Source organism: Synechococcus sp. WC10meta (assembly GCF_047461475.1).
On sequence record NZ_JANSHF010000001.1, the window covers coordinates 103,450 to 127,928 of the forward strand.

General features: G+C 60.5%; 27 protein-coding genes. 20 read left to right on the forward strand and 7 right to left on the reverse strand.

Annotation, left to right across the window (positions count from 1 at the left end; genetic code table 11):
• The first annotated feature begins 10 nt into the window (after positions 1 to 10).
• Positions 11 to 2,194 (forward strand): glycogen debranching N-terminal domain-containing protein, encoded by a 2,184-nt coding sequence (locus tag NW804_RS00555; protein WP_414422603.1) that lies wholly within the window; start codon positions 11 to 13, stop codon positions 2,192 to 2,194.
• A gap of 8 nt (positions 2,195 to 2,202) precedes the next feature.
• Here the strand turns inward: NW804_RS00555 and ispF are convergent, their stop codons facing one another.
• Positions 2,203 to 2,676 (reverse strand): 2-C-methyl-D-erythritol 2,4-cyclodiphosphate synthase, encoded by a 474-nt coding sequence (gene ispF / locus NW804_RS00560; protein WP_414394413.1) that lies wholly within the window; start codon positions 2,674 to 2,676, stop codon positions 2,203 to 2,205.
• Positions 2,677 to 3,042: 366 nt separating this feature from the next.
• The gene (locus NW804_RS00565) at positions 3,043 to 3,336 is read right to left on the reverse strand and encodes a TIGR02450 family Trp-rich protein (RefSeq protein WP_414410357.1); all 294 of its coding nucleotides are present in this window, start codon (positions 3,334 to 3,336) and stop codon (positions 3,043 to 3,045) included.
• Between the two features lie 107 nt (positions 3,337 to 3,443).
• On the opposite strand from NW804_RS00565, the gene NW804_RS00570 reads away from it, so the two are divergent.
• The 7 genes from NW804_RS00570 to NW804_RS00600 all read left to right on the forward strand — a co-directional run bounded on the left by NW804_RS00570 (position 3,444) and on the right by NW804_RS00600 (position 12,820).
• Positions 3,444 to 3,851, forward strand: coding sequence for a hypothetical protein (locus tag NW804_RS00570; protein WP_414394318.1), 408 nt, complete (start codon positions 3,444 to 3,446; stop codon positions 3,849 to 3,851).
• Between the two features lie 93 nt (positions 3,852 to 3,944).
• Positions 3,945 to 5,297 (forward strand): TldD/PmbA family protein, encoded by a 1,353-nt coding sequence (locus NW804_RS00575; RefSeq protein WP_414422604.1) that lies wholly within the window; start codon positions 3,945 to 3,947, stop codon positions 5,295 to 5,297.
• Positions 5,298 to 6,080: 783 nt separating this feature from the next.
• Positions 6,081 to 7,109, forward strand: a complete 1,029-nt coding sequence (locus tag NW804_RS00580) for a M14 family metallopeptidase (RefSeq protein ID WP_414422605.1) — start codon at positions 6,081 to 6,083, stop codon at positions 7,107 to 7,109.
• 283 nt (positions 7,110 to 7,392) lie between these two features.
• Entirely contained in the window at positions 7,393 to 8,163 is a 771-nt protein-coding gene (locus tag NW804_RS00585; RefSeq protein WP_414422606.1) for a hypothetical protein, read from the forward strand.
• 12 nt (positions 8,164 to 8,175) lie between these two features.
• The gene (uvrB, locus tag NW804_RS00590; protein WP_414422607.1) at positions 8,176 to 10,263 is read left to right on the forward strand and encodes an excinuclease ABC subunit UvrB; all 2,088 of its coding nucleotides are present in this window, start codon (positions 8,176 to 8,178) and stop codon (positions 10,261 to 10,263) included.
• Between the two features lie 83 nt (positions 10,264 to 10,346).
• A complete protein-coding gene (locus tag NW804_RS00595) occupies positions 10,347 to 12,158 on the forward strand; it encodes a mechanosensitive ion channel family protein (RefSeq protein ID WP_414420455.1) in 1,812 nt (603 codons plus the stop codon).
• Positions 12,159 to 12,175: 17 nt separating this feature from the next.
• Positions 12,176 to 12,820, forward strand: coding sequence for a DUF721 domain-containing protein (locus tag NW804_RS00600; protein WP_414422608.1), 645 nt, complete (start codon positions 12,176 to 12,178; stop codon positions 12,818 to 12,820).
• Here the strand turns inward: NW804_RS00600 and NW804_RS00605 are convergent.
• Together NW804_RS00605 and NW804_RS00610 are read right to left on the reverse strand one after the other, a co-directional pair.
• Positions 12,804 to 13,649, reverse strand: a complete 846-nt coding sequence (locus NW804_RS00605; RefSeq protein WP_414422609.1) for a prepilin peptidase — start codon at positions 13,647 to 13,649, stop codon at positions 12,804 to 12,806. The genes NW804_RS00600 and NW804_RS00605 overlap by 17 nt on opposite strands.
• A 76-nt stretch (positions 13,650 to 13,725) precedes the next feature.
• Positions 13,726 to 13,926, reverse strand: coding sequence for a hypothetical protein (locus NW804_RS00610; protein ID WP_414394303.1), 201 nt, complete (start codon positions 13,924 to 13,926; stop codon positions 13,726 to 13,728).
• A gap of 225 nt (positions 13,927 to 14,151) precedes the next feature.
• Here NW804_RS00610 and NW804_RS00615 point away from each other — a divergent pair, with 225 nt between their 5' ends.
• From NW804_RS00615 to NW804_RS00625, 3 genes are all read left to right on the forward strand, one after another.
• A complete protein-coding gene (locus NW804_RS00615; protein WP_414422610.1) occupies positions 14,152 to 16,404 on the forward strand; it encodes a ComEC/Rec2 family competence protein in 2,253 nt (750 codons plus the stop codon).
• Between the two features lie 97 nt (positions 16,405 to 16,501).
• Entirely contained in the window at positions 16,502 to 16,591 is a 90-nt protein-coding gene (locus tag NW804_RS00620) for a cytochrome b6-f complex subunit PetN (protein ID WP_414404797.1), read from the forward strand.
• Between the two features lie 39 nt (positions 16,592 to 16,630).
• Positions 16,631 to 16,795, forward strand: coding sequence for a hypothetical protein (locus NW804_RS00625; protein ID WP_414394298.1), 165 nt, complete (start codon positions 16,631 to 16,633; stop codon positions 16,793 to 16,795).
• On the opposite strand, the gene NW804_RS00630 is transcribed toward NW804_RS00625, so the two are convergent.
• On the reverse strand, positions 16,792 to 17,679 hold the full coding sequence (locus tag NW804_RS00630) for a TatD family hydrolase (protein WP_414410345.1): 888 nt from the start codon (positions 17,677 to 17,679) through the stop codon (positions 16,792 to 16,794). The genes NW804_RS00625 and NW804_RS00630 overlap by 4 nt on opposite strands.
• A gap of 153 nt (positions 17,680 to 17,832) precedes the next feature.
• Here NW804_RS00630 and NW804_RS00635 point away from each other — a divergent pair, with 153 nt between their 5' ends.
• From NW804_RS00635 to NW804_RS00670, 8 genes are all read left to right on the forward strand, one after another.
• Entirely contained in the window at positions 17,833 to 18,426 is a 594-nt protein-coding gene (locus NW804_RS00635; protein WP_414410344.1) for a thioredoxin family protein, read from the forward strand.
• A 231-nt stretch (positions 18,427 to 18,657) separates the two neighbouring features.
• Positions 18,658 to 19,083: a hypothetical protein gene (locus NW804_RS00640; RefSeq protein WP_414422611.1), complete on the forward strand. Its 426-nt coding sequence runs from the start codon at positions 18,658 to 18,660 to the stop codon at positions 19,081 to 19,083.
• A 158-nt stretch (positions 19,084 to 19,241) separates the two neighbouring features.
• Positions 19,242 to 19,490 carry a hypothetical protein gene (locus NW804_RS00645; protein WP_414410342.1) on the forward strand — a complete coding sequence of 83 codons (249 nt, stop codon included), beginning with the start codon at positions 19,242 to 19,244 and terminating at the stop codon, positions 19,488 to 19,490.
• A gap of 6 nt (positions 19,491 to 19,496) precedes the next feature.
• A complete protein-coding gene (locus tag NW804_RS00650) occupies positions 19,497 to 20,126 on the forward strand; it encodes a hypothetical protein (protein ID WP_414410341.1) in 630 nt (209 codons plus the stop codon).
• Positions 20,095 to 20,241: a hypothetical protein gene (locus tag NW804_RS00655; protein WP_414410340.1), complete on the forward strand. Its 147-nt coding sequence runs from the start codon at positions 20,095 to 20,097 to the stop codon at positions 20,239 to 20,241. Before NW804_RS00650 ends, NW804_RS00655 begins: the two co-directional genes overlap by 32 nt.
• Positions 20,225 to 21,388, forward strand: a complete 1,164-nt coding sequence (locus NW804_RS00660; RefSeq protein WP_414422612.1) for a PAS domain S-box protein — start codon at positions 20,225 to 20,227, stop codon at positions 21,386 to 21,388. Before NW804_RS00655 ends, NW804_RS00660 begins: the two co-directional genes overlap by 17 nt.
• Entirely contained in the window at positions 21,322 to 21,765 is a 444-nt protein-coding gene (locus NW804_RS00665) for a sensor histidine kinase (RefSeq protein WP_414422613.1), read from the forward strand. Before NW804_RS00660 ends, NW804_RS00665 begins: the two co-directional genes overlap by 67 nt.
• Positions 21,766 to 21,829: 64 nt before the next feature.
• Positions 21,830 to 22,123: an ATP-binding protein gene (locus tag NW804_RS00670; protein WP_414422672.1), complete on the forward strand. Its 294-nt coding sequence runs from the start codon at positions 21,830 to 21,832 to the stop codon at positions 22,121 to 22,123.
• Here NW804_RS00670 and rlmN read toward each other — a convergent pair.
• A complete protein-coding gene (gene rlmN / locus NW804_RS00675) occupies positions 22,120 to 23,202 on the reverse strand; it encodes a 23S rRNA (adenine(2503)-C(2))-methyltransferase RlmN (RefSeq protein WP_414410337.1) in 1,083 nt (360 codons plus the stop codon). The genes NW804_RS00670 and rlmN overlap by 4 nt on opposite strands.
• A gap of 136 nt (positions 23,203 to 23,338) precedes the next feature.
• Here rlmN and NW804_RS00680 point away from each other — a divergent pair, with 136 nt between their 5' ends.
• The gene (locus NW804_RS00680; RefSeq protein WP_414394291.1) at positions 23,339 to 23,935 is read left to right on the forward strand and encodes a chromophore lyase CpcT/CpeT; all 597 of its coding nucleotides are present in this window, start codon (positions 23,339 to 23,341) and stop codon (positions 23,933 to 23,935) included.
• On the opposite strand, the gene NW804_RS00685 is transcribed toward NW804_RS00680, so the two are convergent.
• Positions 23,932 to 24,462 carry a hypothetical protein gene (locus NW804_RS00685; protein ID WP_414422614.1) on the reverse strand — a complete coding sequence of 177 codons (531 nt, stop codon included), beginning with the start codon at positions 24,460 to 24,462 and terminating at the stop codon, positions 23,932 to 23,934. The genes NW804_RS00680 and NW804_RS00685 overlap by 4 nt on opposite strands.
• Between the last annotated feature and the right edge of the window lie 17 nt (positions 24,463 to 24,479).

Genomic DNA, 24,479 nt, shown 5'->3' on the forward strand with positions numbered 1-24,479 from the left:
GCTGCTTTGGTTGGGTGCGAAGACCGAGATGGCCGAAGACATCATCCAGATTCAGGATCAGTACTACATCCGCGCCAGCGCTTCGCTGGTGGAGGCGCGTCCCCACGTCCTCAAGCAGGACAACTGCTTTGCTGTTTTTGACCGCCTGGGAAACATGCGCCCCCTCGGCATCCGGGATCACGGCCTGTTTCGCGATGACACCCGCTTTTTATCTCGGCTGGTCTTGGACTTGCAGGGGAAGCAGTTTCTGCTGCTCAGCTCAGAGGTGCGGGAAGACAAGGACATTCTGGCGGTGGATCTCACCAACCCCGAGTTCACCACCTCGGAGGGGCAGTTCATTGAACAAGAGACGCTACACGTCTTGCGCACCACTTTCTTGTGGAACAACGTGGCCTATGAGCGCATTCGCATTCACAACTACGGCTTGGAGACGCTCCGCGTGCCGCTTACCCTGCGCTTTGAGGCCGACTTTGCCGACATGTTTGAGATTCGCGGCATCCGGCGGGCGCAGCGGGGGCAACTGTTGCCGGCCCAGGTGACGCCGGAGGGGGTAACTTTGCGCTACCGCGGCCTAGACGGACTGGAGCGGCAGACGCGGCTCCTATTTTCCCCTCCGCCGGACGTGGTCTCGGAAAAGCTAGCGCAGTGGTGGGTGCCGCTGGCACCTCAGGAGGAGCGGGATCTGGAAGTAAGGGTAGTCTGCAGCTATGGCGGCGAGGAGATCCCGCCCCTGACCTACCAGGAGGCACTGCAGGCAGAACGGGAGCAGCGGGCGGCGCTAAGAGCTTTGGCCCACCGCATCGACACTGGCAACGCTCAGTTTAACGAGTGGCTCAACGCCTCGCGGGACGACCTGGTGATGATGCTGGCCCGCACTCCCTATGGGCTCTATCCCCACGCTGGCGTACCTTGGTTTGCCACAGTCTTTGGCCGCGACGCGCTGATCACTGCCCTAGCCACCCTTTGGTGGTTTCCCGATTTGGCGCGGGGAGTGCTGCTGTACCTGGCAGCCCACCAGGCCCAGGAGGTAGATCCCAGCCGCGACGCCGAGCCGGGCAAGATCTTGCACGAGCAGCGCTACAGCGAGATGGCCAAGACGCGCGAGATCCCCTTTGGCAATTATTTCGGCAGCATCGACTCAACGCCGCTGTTTGTGGTGCTAGCAGGGCGCTATGTGCGCCGCAGCGGCGACCTCGAGCTGTTGCGGCAGTTGTGGCCCAACATCGAAGCAGCCCTAAGCTGGATGGACACCTACGGGGATCTGGATGGCGACGGCTTCTTGGAGTATGCCAGCAAGGCGCGACGGGGCTTGCGCAATCAGGGCTGGAAAGATTCGGAAGACGCCATCTTCTATGCCGACGGATCCCTAGCGGAGCCACCCATAGCCCTGTGCGAGGTGCAGGGCTACGCCTACGAGGCCAAGCTGTTGGCAGCGGAGATGGCAGAGCTATTGGGGCGGCAAGAGCAGGCGGCGCAACTGCGGCAGCAAGCAGAAAAGCTGCAGCAGCAGTTTTGGGAGCAGTTTTGGTGTGAAGAGCTGGGCGGCTACGTCCTGGCTTTGGACGGGCGCAAGCAACCCTGTCGCGTGCGCAGCTCCAACATGGGCCACTGCCTGTTTTCCGGGATCGCTCACCCGCAGCATGCCGAGCGCATTGCCCGGCAACTCTTGGAGCCGGCTTTTTTTAGCGGCTGGGGGATCCGCACCCTGGCGGAAGGGGAAGGGCGCTACAATCCCATGTCCTACCACAACGGCTCCATCTGGCCCCACGACAATGCCCTGATTGCGGCAGGGCTCTCCCGCTATGGCTATAAGGCGGAGGCGGCCCAGGTGTTGACAGCCTTGTTCGATGCCAGCCAGTTTCTGGAGCTGCGGCGGCTGCCAGAGCTGTTCTGTGGCTTTCGGCGTCGCCAGCGGGAAGGCCCCACCCTTTATCCGGTGGCCTGTCTGCCCCAGTCTTGGGCGGCGGCCAGCGTGTTCCTGCTGCTGCAGGCCTGCCTAGGCCTGGAGATCGACGGCTTGGCCCAGCGGGTGCACCTGACTCAGCCCACCCTGCCCCTGTGGCTGCCCCATGTTACCCTCGAAAACATTCAGGTGGGGCGCGGATCCCTGGACATTGGCCTGTATCTCCAGGCAGGAGGGGTGGGGATCAACGTCCTGAGAAGCACAGGGGATGTGGAGTTGACGGTGAGGTAGGAATGCCCTCAGCGTTCCACCAGCAAGGCTACAGCAAAGGCAGCCATAGCCTCCCCCTGACCTACAGGACCCAGTTTTTCGTTGGTGGTGGCCTTGATCCCTACCTGCTTGGGCGATATTTGCATGGCCTCGGCTAGACGAGCCTGCATGGCAGGGATGTGAGGCTTGAGCTTGGGCTGCTCCGCCACCACCACACTGTCTACATTGGCAACGCACCAGCCCTCTTGGCCCACCAGCTGCACCACTTGCTGTAGTAAAAGGATGCTATCTGCCCCTTTCCAACGCTCTTCTTCAGGGGGGAAGTAGTAGCCAATATCCCGCAGAGCGGCAGCCCCCAGGAGAGCATCCATGATGGCGTGGGTGAGGACATCGGCGTCGCTATGGCCCAATAGCCCCTTTTCGTAAGGGATCCGGATCCCGCCCAGGATCAGGGGGCGCCCCTCGACGAGGCGGTGGATGTCGTAGCCCTGGCCAATGCGCACTTTTCCGGCTCCCTTGGGAAAACCATCGAGACCCTTGTCGACCATCGCCCCCTCCGAGGAGCTAGGGGGATGGGAGTCGAGTAACCGACAAGCAGCTTTTGAGAACGCCTCTTTCTATTCTGCCAGCTCCAGAGGGGAATAGCAGATGGGACAAGACGAACCACTGTAGCAGTCGAAGCAGATGAGGTGAGACTTCCCGTAGGGATTGGCGCAGCGCTTGGCCCACTGATAATCGCTGTAGCTAAGATCTTTTCCGCAAACGTCACATCTGGCCATCTCGCTTTCTTCTCCTCAAGCTTCCGAATTAAAATACACCACACTAGAGAGGTGATCCTAATCGATCCCTGAGCCCCAGCTTGAGAGAAACTATCCCCCAGCCCTGTCCAGAAGGGGATCCTGCCGCCCGCAGGAAAGCCCCCCTTCCAGCGGCGTCCAGCCCGGCTGCCAGAGATCCCGGTTCTTCAGGGTGGCCGCGTTGACCCAGAGGCGCACCTGGGGATCGCAGACGGCCTTGAGCTCGGCAAACACTACCCCCCCTTCCCCCTCTTGGCGAGCGGTAACCTGAAAATGTCGCCAGCCCAGCACAGGCTGAACCGAAGTCCACTTGGAGCCGAGGAGGTGGGGAAAGCGCTGCTTTCGGCGGGGTCTGCTACGGGCCATGGGTTAAGGACTGGCTGCTACCCTACCGCTGCCTGGGGGCGAGCGAGGAGCGGTAGGATGGCTAGAAGTGCTCTGGCATTCCAATTTACCCCCTAGCCTATCCAACGATGGTGCAACATGGGCAACCGCTGTGGCTCTTTTGGCAGCAGGTGCTTCTGAAAGCGAGACTTCTATTGCTCCTCCTGGCGTGTCTGGTTTTGGGCACGGGACTGCCCTGGGTCGCGTCCAGCGCTTGGGCAGCAACTGAGCCAGGACTATCTGGCAAACTAACGGGGCCGGAGTGGCGCCAGGCCGATCCCGAAGCCAAGCAGGCGTTTTGTCGCAAAGCCTTTCAGGCGTTCCGAACCTCTCCTGCCCAGAGCTACATCATCAGCTCCAACGTGCAGGCCTTAACCCCAGAGGGCCTGTGCCGGCGCATAGACCAGTTTTACCAGTACGCCATCCACGACGAGATCCCGCTCAACCAGGCGGCCAATATCGCTCCCCTGCTTTTTTCGGATCAGCCGCTGGAGTAGGGGCCGCCGCCTGAGGGAGGGCTTGTCTCCTGCTCCTGAGCGAGATCTTGGCCCTAGGTTGATAATAGAACTGTTCTCTTGCCGCTCTCAGCCATGCCCGGCTCTGTTATTTCCCCCGAAAACTTGCTAGATCTCTGCGAACAGGGTGTGCAAAAGGCCTTGGCTGCCGGCGCTGACCAAGCCGAGGTGTTTGCCAACTCAGGCCGCGAGACGGAAGTCACTTTTGAGAAAAATGACCTCAACCTGGTTCGCACTAGCTGTGAAACCCTGTTTGGCATTCGGGTTTTCTGTGGCGGCAGGCTGGGCTTTGCCACCTCCAACCGCCCAGAGGATCTGGCCGAAACAGCAGCTGAGGCGGTGGCCATGGCCAAGGCTTCGCCGGCGGATCCCCTCAACGGCCTGCCGGATCCCCAGCCTCTACCTCAGGTGCCCTTTGCCCTTGACCCAGGCCTGCTGGAGCTGGATGCTGCCGAGCTGACGCAACTGGGATCCCAACTGGTGGAGTGGGTGCGCTCCAAAGACCCGCGCATCACCATCGACAGCGGCTCCTTCAGTGTGGAAGAGGATACCGTGGCCATTGCTTCTTCCACCGGCATCCGCGCCAACTACCACAGCGTTGAGGCGGGCGGATCCCTATTTGGCATGGCCATCGATGGGGATGAGGTAGGCAGCTTTGCCTACGACGGCGACAGCGTCCAGAAGCGGGCGGATCTAGTGCCGGCCCTAGAGCGAGCTTTTGATCGCTTTGTGCAAAAGTGCGTGGGGGCCCTGGGGGCTAGCAAGGGAGAGAGTTTTCGTGGCCCCATCGTCCTGCCGCCGGATGTGGTGGAGGAGTTTCTGGGAGACCTCCTCTTTGTGCTGGGGGCGGATGCAGTGCGCAAAGGCAAAAGCCCCCTGGCGCAGAAGATGGGATCCCTTATCGCCAGCCCTCTGTTGACGCTGGTTTCGGAAGGCCTGGGCTTGCCCGGCTACCTCATCGAGCCCTTTGACCGCGAGGGGATCCCCCGCCAAGTTACCCCCCTAATCCACGAAGGGATCCTCTGCAACTTCATGTACAACAGCTACGAGGGCCGGGCTGCCGGCGTTCCCTCCAATGGCCATGCCACAGGCGGAGCGGGCAGCTTGCCAGGAGTGGGGCCAGCTTGTTTGAGAGTGGCGCCGGGGACAACCCCCCTGTCTGAGCTGTATGCCATGGAGCGGGGCATTATTGTCACCCGGCTTTCCGGCAGCAGCAACCCCATCACAGGAGATTTCTCTGGGGTAGTAAAGGGGGGCTTCTTGGTCAAAGGTGGCGAGAAGCGCCCCATCTTGGAGACCACCATTGCCGGCAACCTCTACGACTGTTTGCGCAATATCTCTGCCATCTCCCAGGAAGTAACTGTCTTCAACGGCACGGCTGCCTTTCCTGCCCTGCGCATCGAAGATGTCTCGATAACAGCAGGCTAGACAGCCAAGTGCCCTGGGATATCCTCCAGCAACCTTAGGCTAGACCTGGCCAGGAGGCGACAGCGGTAAACTGCCCTACCTCAGGATCCCTGGCAGCAGCGATACGGTGGTCTTATCAAAAGCCGCGGAGTTGACCCGATGGGCCAGTAGATCGCCTGCCTGAGTTTTAGCGACGAAGACTTTGCCGAGTTCAAAGCTCGGCTGCAGCAAGAAACGGATTTGCTCGACCGCTGGCTCGCCGGTGTGCCGGGGCTGGATCCCATTTGCCGGCCTTCTGCCCAGGGATCCCTGGTGGGCGGGGCGGGTTTGAGCTGGAAGCCTGGCTGGTCACCCCCAGGGAGATCCAGCCCCGATTAACTCAGCCTACCTGGAGGCCGTGAACAATCCGCTGGTGGTGCCGGAACTGGCCCCAACAGCCGGCCACAGGTTTTGGTCGGCTCGGCTCTGCGGCAGTTGCAGCAAGAGCTGCAAAATGGGGCCACCTGGCAGCGGCGCTACGTCCCCAGCATGGTAAAGATATGCAACAATTGACCTGTGCCTACTGGGAACGGCAGCGGCAAGGTCAGCCGGTACACACTTGGGATCTCGACTAGGAAAGCGCCCTCCCCGTATGGCAGGGGATCCCCCTGGGCAAGATGGATCCCTTGCCCAGCTTGGAAGGGGGGAGATGCCTTCTCAGATCAAAGGGCAGGGCGACGACCCAAGCCACCAGCACGGTAGCCAGTTGTTCATTTCTGCTCCTGAGCAGCCAAGAGTTTGCGTTGAAGTGCTTGCCCAACCCTCATGCTCACCGTTCTCGACCACCTGCCGGATCAACTCCTGGAGCTAGAGGCCCATCAACTCTACGACCGCTTGGGCGGGCCAACCCTCATCCATCTGCGGGGAAGGCGGGATCCCCCCTTGTTTGTGTCTGTCCTGCTGCACGGCAACGAAACCACTGGTTGGCAGGCAGTGCGACAGCTTCTGCGCTGCTACCGCGAGCGAGAACTGCCCCGTTCCCTGTCCCTCTTCATCGGCAATGTACGGGCTGCCCGGTACGGGCAACGGCGCCTGGACGGCCAGCCAGACTACAACCGCATTTGGGGCCCCGGCTCCACCCCCGAGCATGCCATGGCCGAGGCGGTTTTGCGGCAGATGCGGCAACGCGGCGTCTTTGCCAGCGTTGACATCCACAACAACACGGGCACCAACCCCCATTACGCCTGTGTCAATTACCTAGATCCTTCCACCTTGCACCTGGCCACCTTGTTTGGTCGCACTGTCCTCTACTTCAGGCGCCCGGAAGGGGTGCAGAGCATGGCTTTTGGGCGCTTCTGCCCGGCAGTGACCCTGGAGTGCGGCAAGCCGGATCAGCCCTACGGCACCCAGCATGCCTACGAATTTCTGGAAGCCTGTCTTCATCTTTCGTCCATCCCGCAGCGTCCTGTCTTTAGACAAGACATCGACCTCTTTCATAGCATCGCCATTGTCAGGATCCCGGAAGAGGTGAGCTTTAGCTTTGGGGAAGAAGAGGGCAAGCCCCAGGGATCCCAGCCACACCTGCGCTTCCCCCCCAACTTGGATCTGCTTAACTTTCGGGAGGTACCTCCCCACACCTGTATTGGCTGGACCACCAACGGTTTCTACCTGGAGGTGCAAGATGAGCAAGGCCAAAATGTGGCGGAGCGCTTTTTCTATGCCCAGGATGGGGAAATTCGCACCCGTGTGCCTCTTGTGCCAGCCATGCTCACCCTCAATAGCCATATCATCCGCCAAGATTGCCTCTGCTACCTGATGGAGCGCTGCCGCACCGCTGTCGCAAATGAGGACTAGAGGAAAGCCCCCTGGCAGGCTGAGTTGGGAAGCTCCTCCAATTTCTACTGCCCACCAGACTTGCTGCTCAACAAAGCGGACTTGATCACCGCTCTACACCCCTGATGCCCCTTGCCTGCTCGCTCCCCTGGCCTGCATTTTGAATGGGCACGCTTTTCGCTCAAAAGGAGCCGCGTCTTGAGTGGCAAGGGGTTAGACTGGGAAGCACTGGCCGTCGGCCTCAGGCGGGTGTGCCGGTCAACGCCGCCTGCCCATAAGAACTTTTGGGAGAGGGTGAATGGCGATGGCTCGCAGCAAACTGTCAAAGCAAGAACAACAGCAGATCGTCAATGCCTACCGTGGCTCGGTGGCTACTGTTGCTGAACTGGCGGAGCAATTCCGCGTCAGCCTCGCCACCATCACCCGCGTTCTCAAGGAAAATATCCCTCCTGACGAGTACCAGCAGCTAATCCAGCTCAGACGCTTAGCAGCCCGCCGCAAAGACAGGGACAAGGAAGAGATGCCCCCGCCACAACAGGTTTTGTCTCCAGAGGACGCCTCTAATCAAGCGGGCGAAGGAGTAGAACTGCCCCCTGAAGCGCTGCCAGTCCACCTGGTGGCTGAGCTGCAGGAAGATCTGGCTGCAGAAGAAGACGACGATGAAGCGGAAGAGGAGGAAGACACCAGTGACGATCTTCCGGAGGACGCCGAAGCAGAGCCAGATCCCCTCGCTGGGCCTGTCCATCAAATTCAGGTGCTTCCCCTGGAGGAGCTGGAGCTGCCCGAGACCTGCTACGTGGTGGTGGACCGCTACCAAGAATTGGCCACCCGCCCCCTCAAGGAATTTTTGGGGCCGGGATCCTTGGAAGGGATCGAGAATGCCAATACGCTGCCCGTTTTTGACAACCACAAGGTGGCCCGGCGCTTTTGCGAAATGAGCCGCCGAGGCAGCAACACCCACCCGCCCTACCGGGTCATCCACTTTCCCGGCTACATTCTGGGAATTGTGCGCTCGCAGTTGCAAAAGAAAGGCATCACTCATCTGCTGGTAGATGGACAAATCTACAGCTTGTAAAGGGTTAGACCTATGTCTGAGTTTCAACTGGTTTCCCCCTACCAGCCCACCGGGGATCAGCCTCAGGCAATTGCTGGCTTGGTGCAGTCTATTTTAGAGGGCCATCGCTTTCAAACTCTGCTAGGGGCAACCGGAACTGGCAAAACCTTTACCATTGCCCATACTATCCAGCAGATTGGCAGGCCAACCCTGGTGATGGCCCCCAACAAAACCTTGGCTGCACAACTATGCAACGAGCTGCGCGAGCTTTTTCCCTACAATGCTGTCGAGTATTTCATCAGCTACTACGACTACTACCAACCGGAAGCCTATTTGCCCAGCACCGACACCTACATCGCCAAGTCTTCTTCCATTAACGAAGAAATTGACATGCTGCGGCACTCGGCTACCCGCTCCCTCTTTGAACGGCGGGATGTCATTGTTGTGGCTTCCGTAAGCTGCCTCTACGGCTTGGGCATGCCGGAGGAATACCTAAAGGCTTCTATCCCCTTCAAAGTGGGCCAACGAATTGACCAACGGCAGGTCTTGCGGGATCTGGTCGGCATCCAGTACGAGCGCAATGATCTGGAACTGGCGCGGGGGCGGTTTCGCGTCAAAGGGGATGTGCTGGAAATTGTGCCTGCCTATGAGGATAGAGTAATTCGCATTGAGTTTTTTGGCGATGAGATCGAGGCCATTCGCCTCCTTGACCCGGTGACAGGCGCGATCCTCACCAGCGTCAGCGCCCTCAGGGTTTATCCAGCTCGCCACTTTGTAACACCCGAAGAGCGACTAGAACAGGCCATCCGCAGCATTGAGGAAGAGCTGGAAGAGCAGCTAGATCTCTTTCGCCGCCAGGGCAAGCTTTTAGAAGCTCAGCGGCTGGAGCAGCGCACCCGCTCCGATTTGGAAATGCTGAGGGAGGTGGGCTACTGCAACGGCATTGAAAACTACTCCCGGCATTTGACGGGGCGCAAGGAAGGGGAGCCGCCTGCTTGCTTGGTGGACTACTTCAAGGCCAACGATTGGCTCTTGGTGGTGGACGAATCCCACGTTACAGTGCCGCAAATCCGGGGCATGTACAATGGGGATCGCGCCCGCAAACAGGTGTTGGTGGATCACGGCTTTCGCCTGCCCAGCGCCCTTGACAATCGCCCCCTTAAAGCCGAGGAATTTTGGGCCAAAGTCCACCAATGCATCTTTGTTTCCGCCACGCCCGGCAACTGGGAATTAGAACAAAGCGAAGCTCAGTTTGAAACCGTGGTGGAAAATGGCAAACCCCTGAAGTTCTACATACCGGGCACAGGCCGGGTTGTAGAACAAGTTATTCGGCCCACTGGTGTGGTGGATCCAGAAGTGCATGTCCGCCCCACAGCCGGTCAAGTGGAGGATTTGCTCTCAGAAATCTACCTGCGCCTAGAGCGCTCGCAGCAGGGCTTCCCGGAACGGGTCATCGTAACCACCCTTACCAAACGCATGGCTGAAGATCTCACCGAGTACTTGCAGGAACGCGGGATCCGGGTTCGCTATTTGCACTCTGAGATTACCCCCATCGAGCGCATTGAGATCCTCCAAGATTTTCGGGAAGGGGCTTTTGATGTCCTGGTGGGGGTCAATTTGTTGCGGGAGGGGTTGGATCTGCCGGAAGTCTCCTTGGTGGCCATTTTGGATGCAGATAAAGAGGGATTTTTGCGGGCGGAGCGATCCCTAATCCAGATGATTGGGCGGGCAGCGCGCCATGTCCGCGGCATGGTGGTGATGTATGCTGACACGCTAACTAGCAGCATGGCAAGAGCGATTGCCGAAACCCAGCGCCGCCGCCAAATTCAGTTGGAATACAATCGCCAGCACAACATCACCCCTAAGCCCATCGTTAAGAAAAACAGCAACGCCATTTTGTCTTTTTTAGCCATCTCCCGCAAACTCAAGGGCAAGGATCTGGAAAAAGCCTTGCCAGCGCTGGATGAGATCCCTCTCTCCAAAATTCCAGAGCTTATTAGCGAGCTAGATGCGAAGATGAAAGCGGCAGCTAAAAACTTGGAATTTGAAGAGGCTGCCCGGCTGCGCGACCAAATTAAAAAGCTGCGCCAACGGCTTTTGGGCCACCCTCGGAGTGCCTAAACTCCCAGCCTGCCTCCCCAGCCGCAGGACCTGCTTGTGCCACCATGGGCATACCGCCAAGCCTCCTCGGGATTCCTGAAACCATGGATGTTCGCCTCCGCCGAGCCATTCGAGATTCCCTCTTGCTGAAGGGGGCTGTACTCGCGCTGGGGCTGACAGTGGGGATCGGTCTCTGGCTTTCCCCTGCCCTCTCTGCCCCCTTTGAGGGCCGCTTGGCGCAGGCTCTTGAGCTGCGGGATCCTGGAGTTGCCCCCGAGGGAGCTCCTTCCCCAACCCCGCTGGGGATCCCGTTGACTGGCCAAGAGGGCACAGCAGTGCTAGTGGGGGGAGTCCCGGTGTTTCGCCTGCAAACGGCAGAATACCCCAGCGACGTGCGGGCTGATAATGTGCGGGCAATCATCGAGCGCTTTTTGGAAGAGGGCCAGTTGCCGGAGCCAGAGGTGCGGGTGGCTCAGGATGCCAATGGGCAGTACGTTCTCCGGCTGGGAGAAAGAGGCCGCTTTGAGGCCACCCAACGGTACTTGTTTACCGTCACCTATGCCGATGCGGCTGCCGAGCGCAGGGTGCCGCTGGCTCAGGTAAGCCTCAACGATGTGCGTCTAGTGGCCAACAGTTGGGCACGGCGGCTGGAACAAGCCATCGCCGAGTACCGGCAGGATTGGCTGGATCTGCAGCGGACGCGGGATCCGCGCGTGCTAGTACTCACTACCTTGGCTGGGCTGGCCAGCGTGGCTGTGGGGTTCTTTCTCTGGCGGCTGTTCGACCGTAGCCTCGTCCGCCTGCAGAGGTGGCTAGAGCTCCGGGCTGACCCAGGTTGGGGAAGCTGGATCGACATGGGAGGATCCCTGCTGCGCAGCCTAGGAGCAATGCTTATTGCCGGCATCTCGCTGGACCGCGGCATTAGCTTCATACCCGCCCTGCGGCCCTTTCAGCGGGCTTTTTACGCGCGCTTGGGGCAGGTGGTGAACACAGCACTGGGCGTTCTCATCCAGCCGCTGCCCAATTCCAATGTTTCCATCGCTAGCCTATTGGTCTTCTTTGTCCTGGCCACTTTGGTCTTTACGGTTGCCCACTATATCAGCGTTGGCTTGAAGCAGCGGTTTTTGGGTCGCCTTGGGCTGGACTTGGGCACCCAGGAGTCGACGGCGGCCATCTTTAAATACGTCCTCACCCTATTTGGGATCCTGCTAGTGCTGCCCTTTAGCGGCCTCAACCTCAGCTCCTTGGCTGTGATTGCAGGGGCGGTGGGCTTAGGAATTGGCTTTGGCCTGCAAAACCTTTCCAACAACTACATTAGCTACCTCGCCATCCTCCTAGAGCGTCCCATCCAGATTGGGGATCTAGTCGAAGTGGACAACTTGCTTGGCACAGTAGAGCACATTGGCCCGCGGGCTACTGTCCTGCGCACCTTGGATCGCATCTTTGTCATTGTGCCCAACTCTCGCTTCACCGAGTCAAAGGTGGTGAACTGGAGCTACCGGGATCCCCGCTGCCGCATCCACATTCCCGTGGGCGTAGCCTACGGCTCCGACACAAAGGTGGTTACCGAAGCCCTGCTTGCCGTTGCTAGGGGAAATCCGCGGGTTCTAACCAACCCGCCCCCGCAGGTGTGGCTTAGATCTTTTGGGCCTTCTTCCCTTAACTTTGAGCTGTTGGTGTGGATCAACCGTCCTCAGGACCAATTTGTCTTGATCAGCGAGCTCAACTTCGCCATCGAGGCCGAGTTTCGGCGGCGCGGGATCCGCATCCCCTTCCCCCAGCAAGACATCCACATCCGCAGCTTGGAAGGACTGGTTTCCCTCAGCCCCAACGGCGGATCCCGTTCTCTGCCTGACGCTGCTTCTATCCAGTCGGCCCTCAGCGAAGCAGCCCAGTTCTCGGAAGACAAGGATTAGGGTTAGGGAGAGACACCATGCTGCAAAGCCTGGAGCGTGTGTTGGCCAGTTTCAGCGGCCACCCCCTTTGGGCCCAGCTCAACCAAATGCAGACCCTGCGGCAGATCTGGCCGGAAGTGGTGGGAGAAGCGGTAGCCGCGCAAACCTACCCGGTCAACCTGCGCCGCCAGGTGCTGCAGGTGGCCACTTCTACCCCTGCTTGGGCTCAGAACCTCACCTTCCAGCGCCAACGGATTCTCAAGAAACTTAACAGCCGCCTCCACCCTCCCCTCGTGGATATCCGCTTTAGCCCTGCCGCTTGGCATGCGGCATCCAGCTTAGCTAACTCTTTTGCCTCCGATGCGGAACTGGTGGACAGGTTCTACCCCCCTCCCCCTGTATCCTCAACTCCCAAGCGGCCTACCACCCCTCGCCGCTCCAGCTTATCTCCCTCTTCTGAAGAGGCCAAAGCTGCCTTCGAGCGCTGGGCTCGGCTAGTGAAACGGCAACAAACCCAGCAAAACCTGTTTCCCTGCCCTGCCTGCGGCTGCCCCACTCCTGCTGCCGAGCTGGAGCGTTGGTTGGTCTGTGGGTTTTGCCATCGCCAGTCCTTGCGTGGATCCAGCCGTCGCTACCCCAGAGAGTTGCCGCCTGCAGGAATAGCGTCTACTCCAGCAGGTTGACCCAGCGCAAGTAGGCTTCGACCAACGGGGATCCTGCCAAGGCAGCCGTAGCCCCGCCTAGAGCCAGGTAGGGTCCAAAGGGAACAGGTTTGCCCAGGCGAGCTCGTCCTCTGGCCATGGCCAATAAGCTAACCAGCAAGCCCAACGCGGAACCCAAAAGGAGGGTCACGACCACCCCCTGCCAGCCCAGCCACATGCCAATGAGGGCCAGCAACTTGCCATCTCCTCCGCCCATGGCCTCCCGCCGCAAAACTTGGCGGCCCACCAAACCAATGCCTTCCACTAGCCAAATGCCCAGCACCGCGCCTGCAATCCCAGCCACCAAAGACGAGCCTGTAGCGGCCAGGGATCTGGATCCCTCTAGCCAAGGCAGCACCAAGCGGGCCAGCAGTCCTGCCAGCAAGCCAGAGCGGGTGAGCGCTTCTGGCAGCAAAAACGTATCCAGGTCAACCAGGGCTAGCACCAGCAGCCAGCCCAACAACAAGCAGGTGAGGATCCCGCGGGGAGAAAATCCCAGAACCCCAACGCTGAGGCCAAACAGACCCATGGTCAAGGCCTCGACGGCAGGGTAGCGCCAGGCGATGGGATTCCCGCAGTGACGGCAGCGACCACGCAGCAAGAACCAGCCCAGGATGGGGAGGTTCTCCGTCGGCCCTAGGGGCGTCTTGCAGTGGGGACAGTGGGAGCCGGGATAGAGTAGAGAAAGACCTCGCGGTAGGCGGTAGACCACCACGTTGATAAAGCTGCCCACGCAGGCCCCTAGGATCAGCACCAGCACCCAACCCAACAGGCGCAGTTCCCAGGCGCTGGCCAGGAAGTCTGCCCTCACCGCCGTTCCCAGGCAACAAAGACTAACTCTGCCATCGTATGGCGTACACCCTCCAGATGGGCAGGGGAGCAGGGCTTCAGCGCAGCGGCTCCAACTGCTGCAAGGGAATAAAGGTCTCCTGAGGCAAGAGAATGGGAAACTCCGAGAAAATCAAGTCGCCCCGCAGGGTACGGCGATGGATGACCACGCCCCGCGGTGGCTGCTCCACCACCTCTGGGCGGTGCTGAAGATGAAGCTGGTAGATCTGGCGAGCTGCTTGTAGCAAAGTGCTGTCCATGAGCAGTCTCACCCCTTGCTGGTGGTTCGATCCTTAGGATATCGCGGCGCAGAGCCGGTGGGCCATCCATCTTTATTTCCCAATTCAGGAAGTTGACCGGCAAGGAACCGAGAGAGGTCGCCAAACGAGCTTGAGCTGGGGGGTAGCCAGCAGGGCAGGTTAAGACAGGGCTATGGATCCCGCTTGGGTAGGAGAGTACAGTGGGGGCAAGCGCGCTGAGAGCAGATGGAGAGAACCTACCTGCTGGGGCTGGGCTGGATCCTAGGCCTGTTGCTGCGGGCCTGGCCGGCAGTGAGCGGCTGGGGGTGGGGGATCCCTCTAGGGCTGGGGCTAGTGGGATCCCTGGTCTACCGGCAACGACCGCGCTTGGGGCGCACCTGGTTGGCGGCGGGGTTGGTGGGCTGCCTGGCCTGGGCCTACCTGGGCTGGCGGCAGCCGGTTCCCGGCCCGACGGATATTAGCCTTCTAGCCCCGCAGGCGCAGGTGAGTCTGGTGGGCACTGTCCTTTCGGAGCCCCGTCCTACCCGCGGCGAGCGGCGGCAATTCTGGCTCGAGGCGGAGCAGGTGCTGGAGGCCGACTCCACCGCCCGCCAGGTGAGCGGCAAGCTCTACGTCACTGCTAGCCCGGCAGCCCTCCAGGGCAGGGATCTCCATCCCAACCAGCGGGTGCGCCTGGTGGGATCCCTCTACCTTCCCAGTCCGGCTTTGAACCCGGGCAGCTTTGACTTTCAAGCCTACCTGCAGCGCCAGGGAGCTTTTGCCGGTTTCAGCGCCCGCGAGGTGATCCCGCAGCCGGGAGGAAAAGTCTGGGGAGGTTGGGTGTTGCGGCGGCGGGTGCGGGAGGCGTTCATCGCCGGTCTGGGAGAGCGGCAGGGGAACCTCTTGGCCTCGCTGGTGCTGGGATCCCGGGCTGGCCAGTTGGACTTCGATTTGCAAGATGCCTTCCGAGAAATCGGCATGGCCCATGTTCTGGCCGCTTCTGGGTTTCACGTGTCGTTGCTGCTGGGGGTGGTGTTTGTCCTAACGCGGCGGCTGGCAGTGCGCCTGCAGCAGGGGATCCTCCTGGCGGTTTTGGGGGTTTACCTTACCTTGACAGGGTTTACCCCTTCGGTGCTGCGGGCGGCAGTGATGGGAGTGGCGGCCATGCTGGTACTGACGGAGCCGCGGCTGGAGGGGAAAGTTAGGCTCAACCCCCTGGGAACGCTGCTGGTGGCAGCGGTTTTGCTGTTGCTCTATCAGCCACAGTGGATTACAGACCTGGGGTTTCAGCTCAGCTTTGCCGCCACCTTGGGCCTGCTGGTGGGGACAGCTCCCATTGTTTCCCGTTTGGACTTCTTGCCCCCAGCAGTGGCTACCGCCTTGGCTGTTCCTCTGGCCGCCCAGATCTGGACCTTGCCGCTGCAAGTGGCCATCTTTGGCCGCATCCCCACCTATTCCCTGCTGGCCAACCCGCTGCTGCTGATCCTACTGCTGCCCCTGCTGGTGGCCGGGTTTGGGGTGGCCTTTGTGGCTTTGCTCTGGCCGGCCCTGGGATCCCTGCTGGCCCAGCCCCTGACGTTTTTGATCACACCCTTGATCAACTGGGTGAGCTGGATGGCCAGCTGGCCCTTAAGTTCCTACTACACCGGCAGGGTCTCGCTGCTCCAGTGTCTGCTCCTCTACGGGGCGCTGGTGGCCCTCACCTTTTGGCCGCAGTGGCGACGGGCTTTCCGCTGGCAGGGCACTACCCTGATCATGGCCGCCATCCTGCTGGGGCCGAGGTTGTGGCCGGGGCCGCCAGTTCAGATCACCGCTTTGGCCAGTGGCTCCATCCCCATTCTGGTCATTCAGGCGGAAGGACGCCACCTCTTGCTCAACAGCGGCGATCCCCGCCTGGCCGAGCGCACGGTGCTGCCTTTTCTGCGGCAGCAGGGCCTGCGCCGTCTGGAGGGAGCGGTAGCCATGACCTCTAGGGGCTCTGCCAATGGCGCTTGGGAGATCCTGCTTTCGGCTTTCTCCATTGGGCAATTCTGGGACGGGGGCGGGATCAACGCCGCTTCCGAAAGCTACCTGCGCTCCCTCAGTGCCGTGCAAGCTGCCGGGATCCCCTATCAAGTCTTGCGGCCCGCCGACCGCATCCCTTTTTCCGAGCGGCTGAAGCTGCAGGCTGTCCATACCAACCCCCTGGTGTTGACCCTGGAGGCCGAGGGATCCCGCTGGCTGCTTTTGGGATCCGCCAGCACCCAGGTCCAGGCCGAGCTAACCGGATCTCCCCTGCTGCCGGCCCAAATTGACTGGCTGTGGTGGGATGGGGGATCCCTAATCCTGGACTTGCTGGAGCGCTTTCAGGTGCAGGCGGGCATCAGCTCTGGCTCCGCCGGCGAGGCAGTGGTTACTTGGTTTCGGCAGAGGCAGCGGCCTCTCTACTTAGCCGAGCGCGTTGGAGCAGTGACCTGGTCGCGGCAAGGCGTGCAAACCCTGAGAGCGCAAGAGCTCTAGCACCTCCTCCCCAGGCGGGCTTGATTGTGGAGGCGGTGGGGATCCCATCCCCTAAAATGGGATCACCCCGATAAGCCCTCTTTGCTCGGCTAGACCTATGGACATCATCACCTTTGGCTGGGTTGCCGTTGCTGCTTTCTTTGCCTTTTCGATTGCCTTTGTGGTTTGGGGCCGCAACGGCATGTAGCCCTGAGCCTCCCCGCCGTCCTTCAGTGCCTCTAGCCCCATGGAAACCGCCTTGCCCTGGATCCTCCGCCTTGCCTATGGGGGCATCTTTTTGCTCCTAGCGGCCATAACTTTGGGCGTTGGCTACATCACCTTGATCGACTGGCGGGATCGGCGGCGGCGCAACGAGGCAGAACGTCAGGCTCGCCGCTCCAAGCGCCGCTAGCGGTTTGCACACGCCTCGCGATTGGGCTGGTTGCCGGCGGCCCTCAGAGCAGGAGGACCTCCTCCGCCGTCGCCTTGCTGGGGAAGGCGGAAGAGGCGAGCAGCATTTTGGCTGGTTTGTTGGGCCAGATCCTCCAAGGGGATCTGCAACAACTCCGCCAGGGTTTGGGCCACCCGCTGCACGTGGGCTGGCTCGTTGCGTTTGCCGCGGAAGGGAGTAGGGGCCAGGAAAGGGCAGTCGGTTTCCACCAGAAGCTGGGACAGGGGCACCTCCAAGGCCGAGCGGCGCACCGTCTCCGCGTTCTTAAAGGTCACGATGCCGCTAAAGCTAATAAAGCAGCCCAGCTCCACAAAGAGCCGCGTCTCCTCCGGGGATCCGCTCCAGCAGTGCATCACCACCCGCAGCGATTCCCCTGTGGCCATGGCCTCTTGGAGAATCTCATAGGTGGCCGCTGCCGCCTCGCGGCAATGGACAATCAGGGCTAGATCCTGCTCCCGGGCAATGGCAATGTGGGCGCGGAAGGATTCTTTTTGCCGCTCGATATCTGACGGGTCGGACTTGTAAAAATCCAAGCCCGTCTCCCCGATAGCCACCACCCGCCTGTCGCCCGCGGCCAACTGGGCAATCTTTTCGGCCAGAGCCGGCTGCCACTGGCGCGCCTCAAGCGGATGCAGCCCCACCGACAAGAACACCTCGGGATACTGGTCGGCAATGGCCTGCAACTGGGGAAACTCCGCTGGCGTGACGCAGGAATGTACTAGTTGCCGGATCCCGGCCTGGCGCCAGCGCTCGGCCACCTGGGGCAGATCTTCTGCAAAGTCGGGATAGTTTAAGTGGACGTGGGTGTCCACCAGGGGGGCAGCGGGCAAGACGGCGGTGCTCAAAGCTCAGCTCCGGACAAAATGTTGCGAACTCTATCCAATTGTAAAGGCCGTTCCCTGCCTGTTTGGGATCTGTCGGCAGGATCCCGTGCTCACAACTCCTGGGGAGCGGGATGAGCCATGATGATTAAGGAAACTTTACGCTGGAGGTTTGTTATGGCTCGTACCCCCTCAACGATGCTGCCTTTGGGCACCCCCGCCCCTGACTTCAGCCTGCCGGATGTGGTAACTGGACAAACCATTTCCCTTTCTACCTTTGCCGACAAGCCCGCTTTGCTGGTGATGTTTATCTGCCAGCACTGCCCCTACGTGAAGCACGTGCAAGAGGAGCTGGCTCGCATTGGCAGAGATTACAAGGACCGCGGCGTCGGCATTGTAGCCATCAGCGCCAACGACGTGGAGAAATACCCCGAGGACAGCCCCGAGAACTTGAAGAAGATGGCCGAGACCTTGGGCTTTACCTTCCCCTTCTGCTACGACGAAAGCCAAGAGGTGGCCAAAGCCTTCACCGCTGCCTGCACCCCTGACTTTTTCCTGTTCGACGTGGATCGCAAGTTGGTCTATCGGGGTCAACTGGACGACAGCCGCCCCAGCCTGCCGGATGTGCCAGTGACTGGCAAAGACTTGCGGGCAGCGCTGGATAACCTGCTGGCGGGCAAGCCCATCGATCCCAACCAAAAGCCCAGCCTTGGCTGCAACATCAAGTGGAAGCCCGGCAACGAGCCCGACTACTTCAAGCAAGCCTCTTGAAAGTCCTGGGGCGGATCCCAAACTTCCCCTAGACCCCCATCTTCGCCCTAGAGCAGGCCAGTAGGCCCTCAAGCAACCTCCCCTCCCGCAAGGGGGGTTGTTTTGATTTTCACTTTTTTTTACCTTTGTCTCCGCCAGATCGCGTACGAAAAACGTAGAAATTGCTTACGTGATATCCCGGAATAGGGGATAAGATAGGACCGCAGTCATTAGAGATACGTAGAAAGCAGCATGCAAGCTACTCTCGACTTAACCGTGGATTACCGGACTTACCGCTTGGCAAGGATCCTGAGCGAAAACCTTTCCCTGGGGGAACTGCGGGAGGTCTCTCCAAAATGGCAGGACACAGCCCCTGCTGCAGACAGGACTCAAGCACCGGCAGAGCAGGTTGAGCAGCGCCACCTCGCTCCTCAAAGTAGGACTCAAGCGGAGGCAGCCGTGAATGCCCCTGCCGATCCGGCGTCCAGCATTCGAGAGGTGGTTGAACAAGTGTTTCAGAGTGGCTTCCTCAGCCGGGAACAGGAGAGCCTCATCAACAAACTACTTTTGCGGGGACGTTACACGGAGGGTGAGCTAGAGATTCTGGATCAGTTGATTGAAAAGTTGCTCAGCCACGAGGTCGAAGCAGAGCAGCTAACGCTTACCCGGTCGGCTTAGCCGCTCAAAATCCAGCCTTGGTAGCAGCTAGTACAGAAGTAAGCTACACCTGTGAAGTACTATAGCTCTTTTGGCCTTTCTATAGAGTCCTGTTCTGTCGGGTGCTTACTAGCGCCGGAGGACTCGTTGGGGAGGTTCTCCCATCAGGTAGAGCACTGATGCAATCTTCTCCCTTGCCGCTCCGCTCCATCCCTTTGCGGGTAGCGCTGCTAGCACCCTTAGTGCTGGCAGTGGTAGGAGGGGCAGGCGGAGTATCCTACTTCTCCTGGCGGGCTGGGCAGCGGATGGCGCTGCAGTTGGCTAGGCACTTGAAGAGTGAGGTTAACGACCGAGCCGAGGATCACCTACACAGATATCTGCAGGCCCCCCTTCAGGTAAATGCCCTCAATAAGGAGGTGCTGCGCTGAGGACTTTTGCCCAATCTGGCCGCCCCGCGGCTAGAAGTGCTGGAAGCCTATTTTGCCCGCCAGTTGCAGCAGTTTCCCAAGCTGAGCGACATCGGCTTTGTCTCAGTTCATGGGGGGTTTGTAACCGCCCGCCGCCACGCCGATGGCTCCATCTGGACCTACCACACGCCGGGCCTGAAGCCGGGGTCCGTCCAAGGCCGCCAACGGGGTCCAGAAAGCGGGGATCCCACTGGCTTGACGCGGCAACTAAGCTCTTTAGATTTGCAGCAGTTGTCTTGGTTTCCCGAAATCCTGCAACAGGCAGAGGCCCGCCGTACCTGGCTGGTGAGCAACTTTTTTGTCGAGTCTTCCCACCAAAAACCGGAGCGGCTAATCCTGACGGCGCTGCCCTTGGCGAACGCGAAGGGCCAAGTTTGCGGCAGCCTGGTGGCTTCCCTCCCGGTTCATCACCTGCAGGCTTTTCTACGAGGATCTGCAGGCCGGCTTGGAGTATCCAGGGGCGATCTTGTTGCTGGATGGGGAGGGCCAGGTGGTGGCCAGCACGGAGAAGCTATCTCCTCAACCGCTGCTGCTGGCTGTGCAAGAGCAGGTGGGATCCTGGGAGATGGCGGCCTCACAAGGGCTGCTGCGTCTTGAGGTGGACGGGATCCCCCACTGGGTGCAGGTAAAGGCCATTCAGGAGGAAGGGGGGCTAAATTTCTATTTCCCTACACGGGATCCCGGAGAGCACCCTGTTGGCCCCCGTCTATAGCAGCACGCAGCAGGCGGCTCTGTGGGGAGGGGGGCTGCTACTGGGCTTTCTGGGAGTTGGGATCCTCCTGGACAAAGCCCTCTCTCGCCCGCTGCGCCGCCTTACCCAAATAGCCGAGCAATTTGTGCACAGTGGGATCCCAGCCTTGGCCTCTATGGATCCCGGCCCCATCCAAGAGGTGCAGACCCTGGCCAAAGCTTGGCAGCAGGCGGCCGCTAACCAACAGGCTTTGTTGGATCGCCTCTGGCAACAGCAGCAGCAGTACTGCGCTGTGGTGGAGCAGCAGACGGAGCTGATCTGCCGCTTTCGGCCCGATACTTCCATAACCTATGCCAACCCGGCCTACCTGCGCTTCTTTGGCCGCTCAGCAGAAGAAACGATAGGCAGGCGCTGGAGGGATTCTCTGCCGCCAGAAGAACGGGAGGCGGTACTGCAGGCGCTGGCCGTCCTCACGCCTGAGCACCCCTTCCACCGCAGCGAGCGGGAGTACCCCGGCGAAGACGGACAATCCCGCTGGGTAAGCTGGGTAGATCGGTGCATTTTCGACAGCCAAGGCCAACTGGTGGAGATCCTGTCGGTGGGGCGGGAGATCATCGAGCAAAAGCGGGCCCAACAGCAGCTAGAAGCCCTTAACCGCGAGCTAGAAGCCCAGGTGGCGCTGCGCACCGCCCAGTTGGAGCAGGCTTTGCGCTTTGAGGCAGTGCTGCGCTCCCTCAGCGGCCAGATGGTGGCCAGCCTCAAAGAGGGAGAGATCTTGGAAGAGGTGGTCAAGAGCCTAGCCGAGGCTCTCAACCTGACTGGCTGTCATATTTTCTTGACCAGCGCCGATGGATCCTCTTGTGGATCCGGGCTTGCTCTTTTCCAGAGAAGGCGGATCCCGCCTCCCTTAACGACCCTGAGCTTGGGCACCTGCTGCACTCCCATGCCTTGCCCTGGGAAGTCCACTGGTGTTCTCAAAGAGGCGGGCGCTGGGTACACCTCTTGGCTTGCTCCCTTCGAAACCACCAAGAGCGGCTGGGGCTCTTGCTGTTGGAGCGGCAGCAGGAGTTTTCCGAAGCCGAGAGACAACTGGCCTATCAGGTGGTCAACCTGTGCGCCCTGGCCCTGCGCCAGGCCCGTCTGTACGAGGAGACCCGGGCCCAAGTGAAGGAATTGGAGCGGCTCAACCTGCTCAAGGATGATTTCTTGAGTACCGTCTCCCACGAGCTACGCACCCCCATGACCAACGTGCGCATGGCCCTGCAGATGCTGCAAATAGCCTGCGATAACCCTAAGAAACAGCAGCACTATTTCGCTATCGCTCTCAAAGAATGCAACCGACAAATTGATCTCATCAACGACCTGCTGGACATGCAGCGGCTTTCAGCCGAGAAGTATCTGCTCCAGCCGGAAGAGATCTTCCTGCCGCACTATTTGCGGGATCTGGTGGCGACAGCCCAGCCTCTAGTCCAGGGCAAAAAGCAGAACTTGCAGCTGCACCTAGAAGAGGGAGCCCCCCTCTTAGGGCAGATCCCAAGGCTCTAGGCCGCATCCTGCGCGAGCTGCTGCACAACGCCGTCAAGTAACCGCCCCTGAGGGATCCATCCGCCTGCAGGTAACTCCAGAAGGAGAAGGGGTCCTCTTTGTCTGTAGCAACAGCAGCGAGATCCCAGAGGCGGAGCTGCCCCGCATCTTTGAAAAGTTCTATCGGATCCCGAAGGCGGATCGCTGGGAGCACGGCGGCACCGGGTTGGGGTTGGCTTTGGTCAAGCAACTGGTAGAGCACATGGGGGGGCAAATCTCCGTCAGCAGCGCAGAGGGATGGACCCATTTCCGCGTCTGGCTACCTTCTGCCCCGCCGGCAGCAACTGCAAAAAGCCTTGAACCTGCGGGCGCCGCCTAGGAACGGCCAAAGGCCGGCTCAGGGGCAGGCAAGCTGGAAGCGCGCAAGAAGGATCCCCGCAGCTGACCGCAAGCAGCGTTGCCATCTAGGCCACGGGTCTGGCGCACGCTGGCCTGGACGTGGTGTTCCTCTAGCAGGCGGACGAACTCCGCCACCCGCGCTGGGTGAGGGCGCTGATAGTTGGCCTCGGCGATGGGGTTGTACGGGATCAGGTTGACGTGTAGGCGTGCCCCCGACTGGCTGGCCTGGCGCAGCAGGTGGGCCAATTGACGGGCATGGATGGGCAGGTCGTTGATCCCAGCTATGAGCGTATACTCAAAGCTAACCCGCCGCCCCGTGCTCAGCATGTAGTCGCGGCAGTCCTGGATCAAAGCCTCCAGGGGATAGTGGGCTGCGGAAGGGATCAGCTGTTGCCGCAGCTCCTGGTTGGGGGCATGCAGGCTGACGGCCAAGGTAATCTGCAGCTTTTGCTGGGCCAGCCAGGGGATCTGCCGGGGCACGCCCACTGTCGAGAGGGTGATGTGCCGCTGGCCAATGCCAATATCCTGATTGAGGCTGCGAATGGCCTGCACCACGGTGTCGCGGTTGAGCAGGGGCTCCCCCATGCCCATGAAAACCACGTGGCTGACGCGGCGGCCAAAGTCTTCCTGCACCGTTAACACCTGATCCAGGATTTCGTGCAGCTTGAGGTTGCGCCGGTAGCCCATCTTGCCGGTGGCGCAGAAGTCGCAGGCCATGGGGCAGCCCACCTGGGAGGAGACGCAGACGGTCAGCCGTTTGGCGGTCGGGATCCCCACCGTCTCGATCAACTCCCCATCCGCTAGCTGCAGCAGCAACTTAACTGTGCCGTCGCGGGTCTCCGTCCGCTGCACCACCTGGGAGCGCCCCACTGGGTAATCCCCCAGCGCCTCGCGCCAGGCCTTGGGGAAAACCGTCACCTCCTGTAGGGAGCGGATCCCTTTTTGGTAGAGCCAAGTGTGCAGCTGTTGCCCGCGGTAGGCCGGCTGCCCCTGGGCAACTGCCCAGTCTTTCAAGGCAGCTAGGGATTGCCCAAGCAAGGGAAGCGGTGGGGCGGACATAGGCCAGTGGGCAACAGATCCCAAAAGTTGGGTTCTTCCACTCTAGCTTGAAGCCCCAAAGGCTTGCTTTGGCAGCCAGGGCCAGGGTCTTGGATAATGAGTTTGCCCTTGCACGACTAGGACTTTGGCTTGCGCTATGTCGGTTTCGCCGCAACTGGCACAACTAGCTACGTGGATGGCCGGCCACTTCAACAATCAGCAGCAGGCCATGGCTGAGCCGGTCTGGTTTGCCAACATTCACGTCTACCAGTGCCCTCTGCCGTGGTCGGTGTTTCAGGGGATAGGGTTTTACGTGGAGCAACTGTATGACATCTACCCCGACCAGCCCTACCGCCAGCGGGTCATCCACCTTTTCGAGACGCCGGAGGGGATCCGCATCCAAAACTACGCCTTGGGATCCCCTGAGCTCTACAAATGTGCTGGCCGAGATCCGGGAAAACTGGCCAACCTGACGGCGGCAGAGCTGGAACTCTTGCCCGGCTGTGTGATTCAGGTGGAATGGACGGGATCCTGCTACCGGGGCCGCAGCGTGCCAGGCAAAGGCTGTATTGTCGAGCGCAAAGGCAGAACCACCTACCTGTACAGCGAGTTCGAGATTGGAGCCGACTACTTCCACAGCCTGGATCAGGGCCGTGACCCCGAAACGGATCAAGTGGTCTGGGGATCCCTTTCGGGCCCCTTTCGGTTTGTTAAAAAACAGGATTTTTCCTGCTACTTGCCCCGCTGGAGCTAGCTAGGTGCCGTCCAAATCCAGAAGGCGATGATCCCATCCCAAAGCAGTAGCAGCAGGGCAAAGCCGACCAACAGGGCGTACATCCAAGGCTGGACATAGGGGCGCAGCCCGTCGATTTCCAGTCCCGTATGGCGCTGCACCAGCGCTACCAGTTCCCGGAAGCGGCTCACCCGCATGGGCAAAAGGACGCGATCCCCACCTCGGCTGACCAGGTAGTACACCAGACCTCCTTGGCTAGTGGAGCGGGGTTCAAGGTGCTCGACCTCTGCCCAGCGGATCTGCCACTCCTGCCGCACAAAGGGCGGCACCCAGGCGGGGTAGGTGGCCCGCATGCCCACCGCGTCCACCTGGATCTGTTGGCTCAGGGATCCCAGGAGTAGCCCCCAGCCCAGCAGCAGGGCTGCCAGCAGAGCTCCCTGCGCTAGAGGCGTGCCTTGGCGGGCCAGCAGAAGAGGTAGGGGCAAGACTAGTGCCCAGTACAGGGCTTGCACCGAGAAGCGGATCAAAGGCGAAATGGGGAAGGTCATAGACACTCCCAGCCTAG

Coding starts and splice junctions, on each gene's coding strand:
- NW804_RS00565 (WP_414410357.1), bottom strand. CDS start 3,336: ATGGCCCGTAGCAGACCCCGCCGAAAGCAGCGCTTTCCCCACCTCCTC.
- NW804_RS00570 (WP_414394318.1), top strand. CDS start 3,444: ATGGTGCAACATGGGCAACCGCTGTGGCTCTTTTGGCAGCAGGTGCTT.
- NW804_RS00575 (WP_414422604.1), top strand. CDS start 3,945: ATGCCCGGCTCTGTTATTTCCCCCGAAAACTTGCTAGATCTCTGCGAA.
- NW804_RS00580 (WP_414422605.1), top strand. CDS start 6,081: ATGCTCACCGTTCTCGACCACCTGCCGGATCAACTCCTGGAGCTAGAG.
- NW804_RS00585 (WP_414422606.1), top strand. CDS start 7,393: ATGGCTCGCAGCAAACTGTCAAAGCAAGAACAACAGCAGATCGTCAAT.
- uvrB (WP_414422607.1), top strand. CDS start 8,176: ATGTCTGAGTTTCAACTGGTTTCCCCCTACCAGCCCACCGGGGATCAG.
- NW804_RS00595 (WP_414420455.1), top strand. CDS start 10,347: ATGGATGTTCGCCTCCGCCGAGCCATTCGAGATTCCCTCTTGCTGAAG.
- NW804_RS00600 (WP_414422608.1), top strand. CDS start 12,176: ATGCTGCAAAGCCTGGAGCGTGTGTTGGCCAGTTTCAGCGGCCACCCC.
- NW804_RS00610 (WP_414394303.1), bottom strand. CDS start 13,926: ATGGACAGCACTTTGCTACAAGCAGCTCGCCAGATCTACCAGCTTCAT.
- NW804_RS00615 (WP_414422610.1), top strand. CDS start 14,152: ATGGAGAGAACCTACCTGCTGGGGCTGGGCTGGATCCTAGGCCTGTTG.
- NW804_RS00620 (WP_414404797.1), top strand. CDS start 16,502: ATGGACATCATCACCTTTGGCTGGGTTGCCGTTGCTGCTTTCTTTGCC.
- NW804_RS00625 (WP_414394298.1), top strand. CDS start 16,631: ATGGAAACCGCCTTGCCCTGGATCCTCCGCCTTGCCTATGGGGGCATC.
- NW804_RS00635 (WP_414410344.1), top strand. CDS start 17,833: ATGGCTCGTACCCCCTCAACGATGCTGCCTTTGGGCACCCCCGCCCCT.
- NW804_RS00640 (WP_414422611.1), top strand. CDS start 18,658: ATGCAAGCTACTCTCGACTTAACCGTGGATTACCGGACTTACCGCTTG.
- NW804_RS00645 (WP_414410342.1), top strand. CDS start 19,242: ATGCAATCTTCTCCCTTGCCGCTCCGCTCCATCCCTTTGCGGGTAGCG.
- NW804_RS00655 (WP_414410340.1), top strand. CDS start 20,095: ATGGCGGCCTCACAAGGGCTGCTGCGTCTTGAGGTGGACGGGATCCCC.
- rlmN (WP_414410337.1), bottom strand. CDS start 23,202: ATGTCCGCCCCACCGCTTCCCTTGCTTGGGCAATCCCTAGCTGCCTTG.
- NW804_RS00680 (WP_414394291.1), top strand. CDS start 23,339: ATGTCGGTTTCGCCGCAACTGGCACAACTAGCTACGTGGATGGCCGGC.
- NW804_RS00685 (WP_414422614.1), bottom strand. CDS start 24,462: ATGACCTTCCCCATTTCGCCTTTGATCCGCTTCTCGGTGCAAGCCCTG.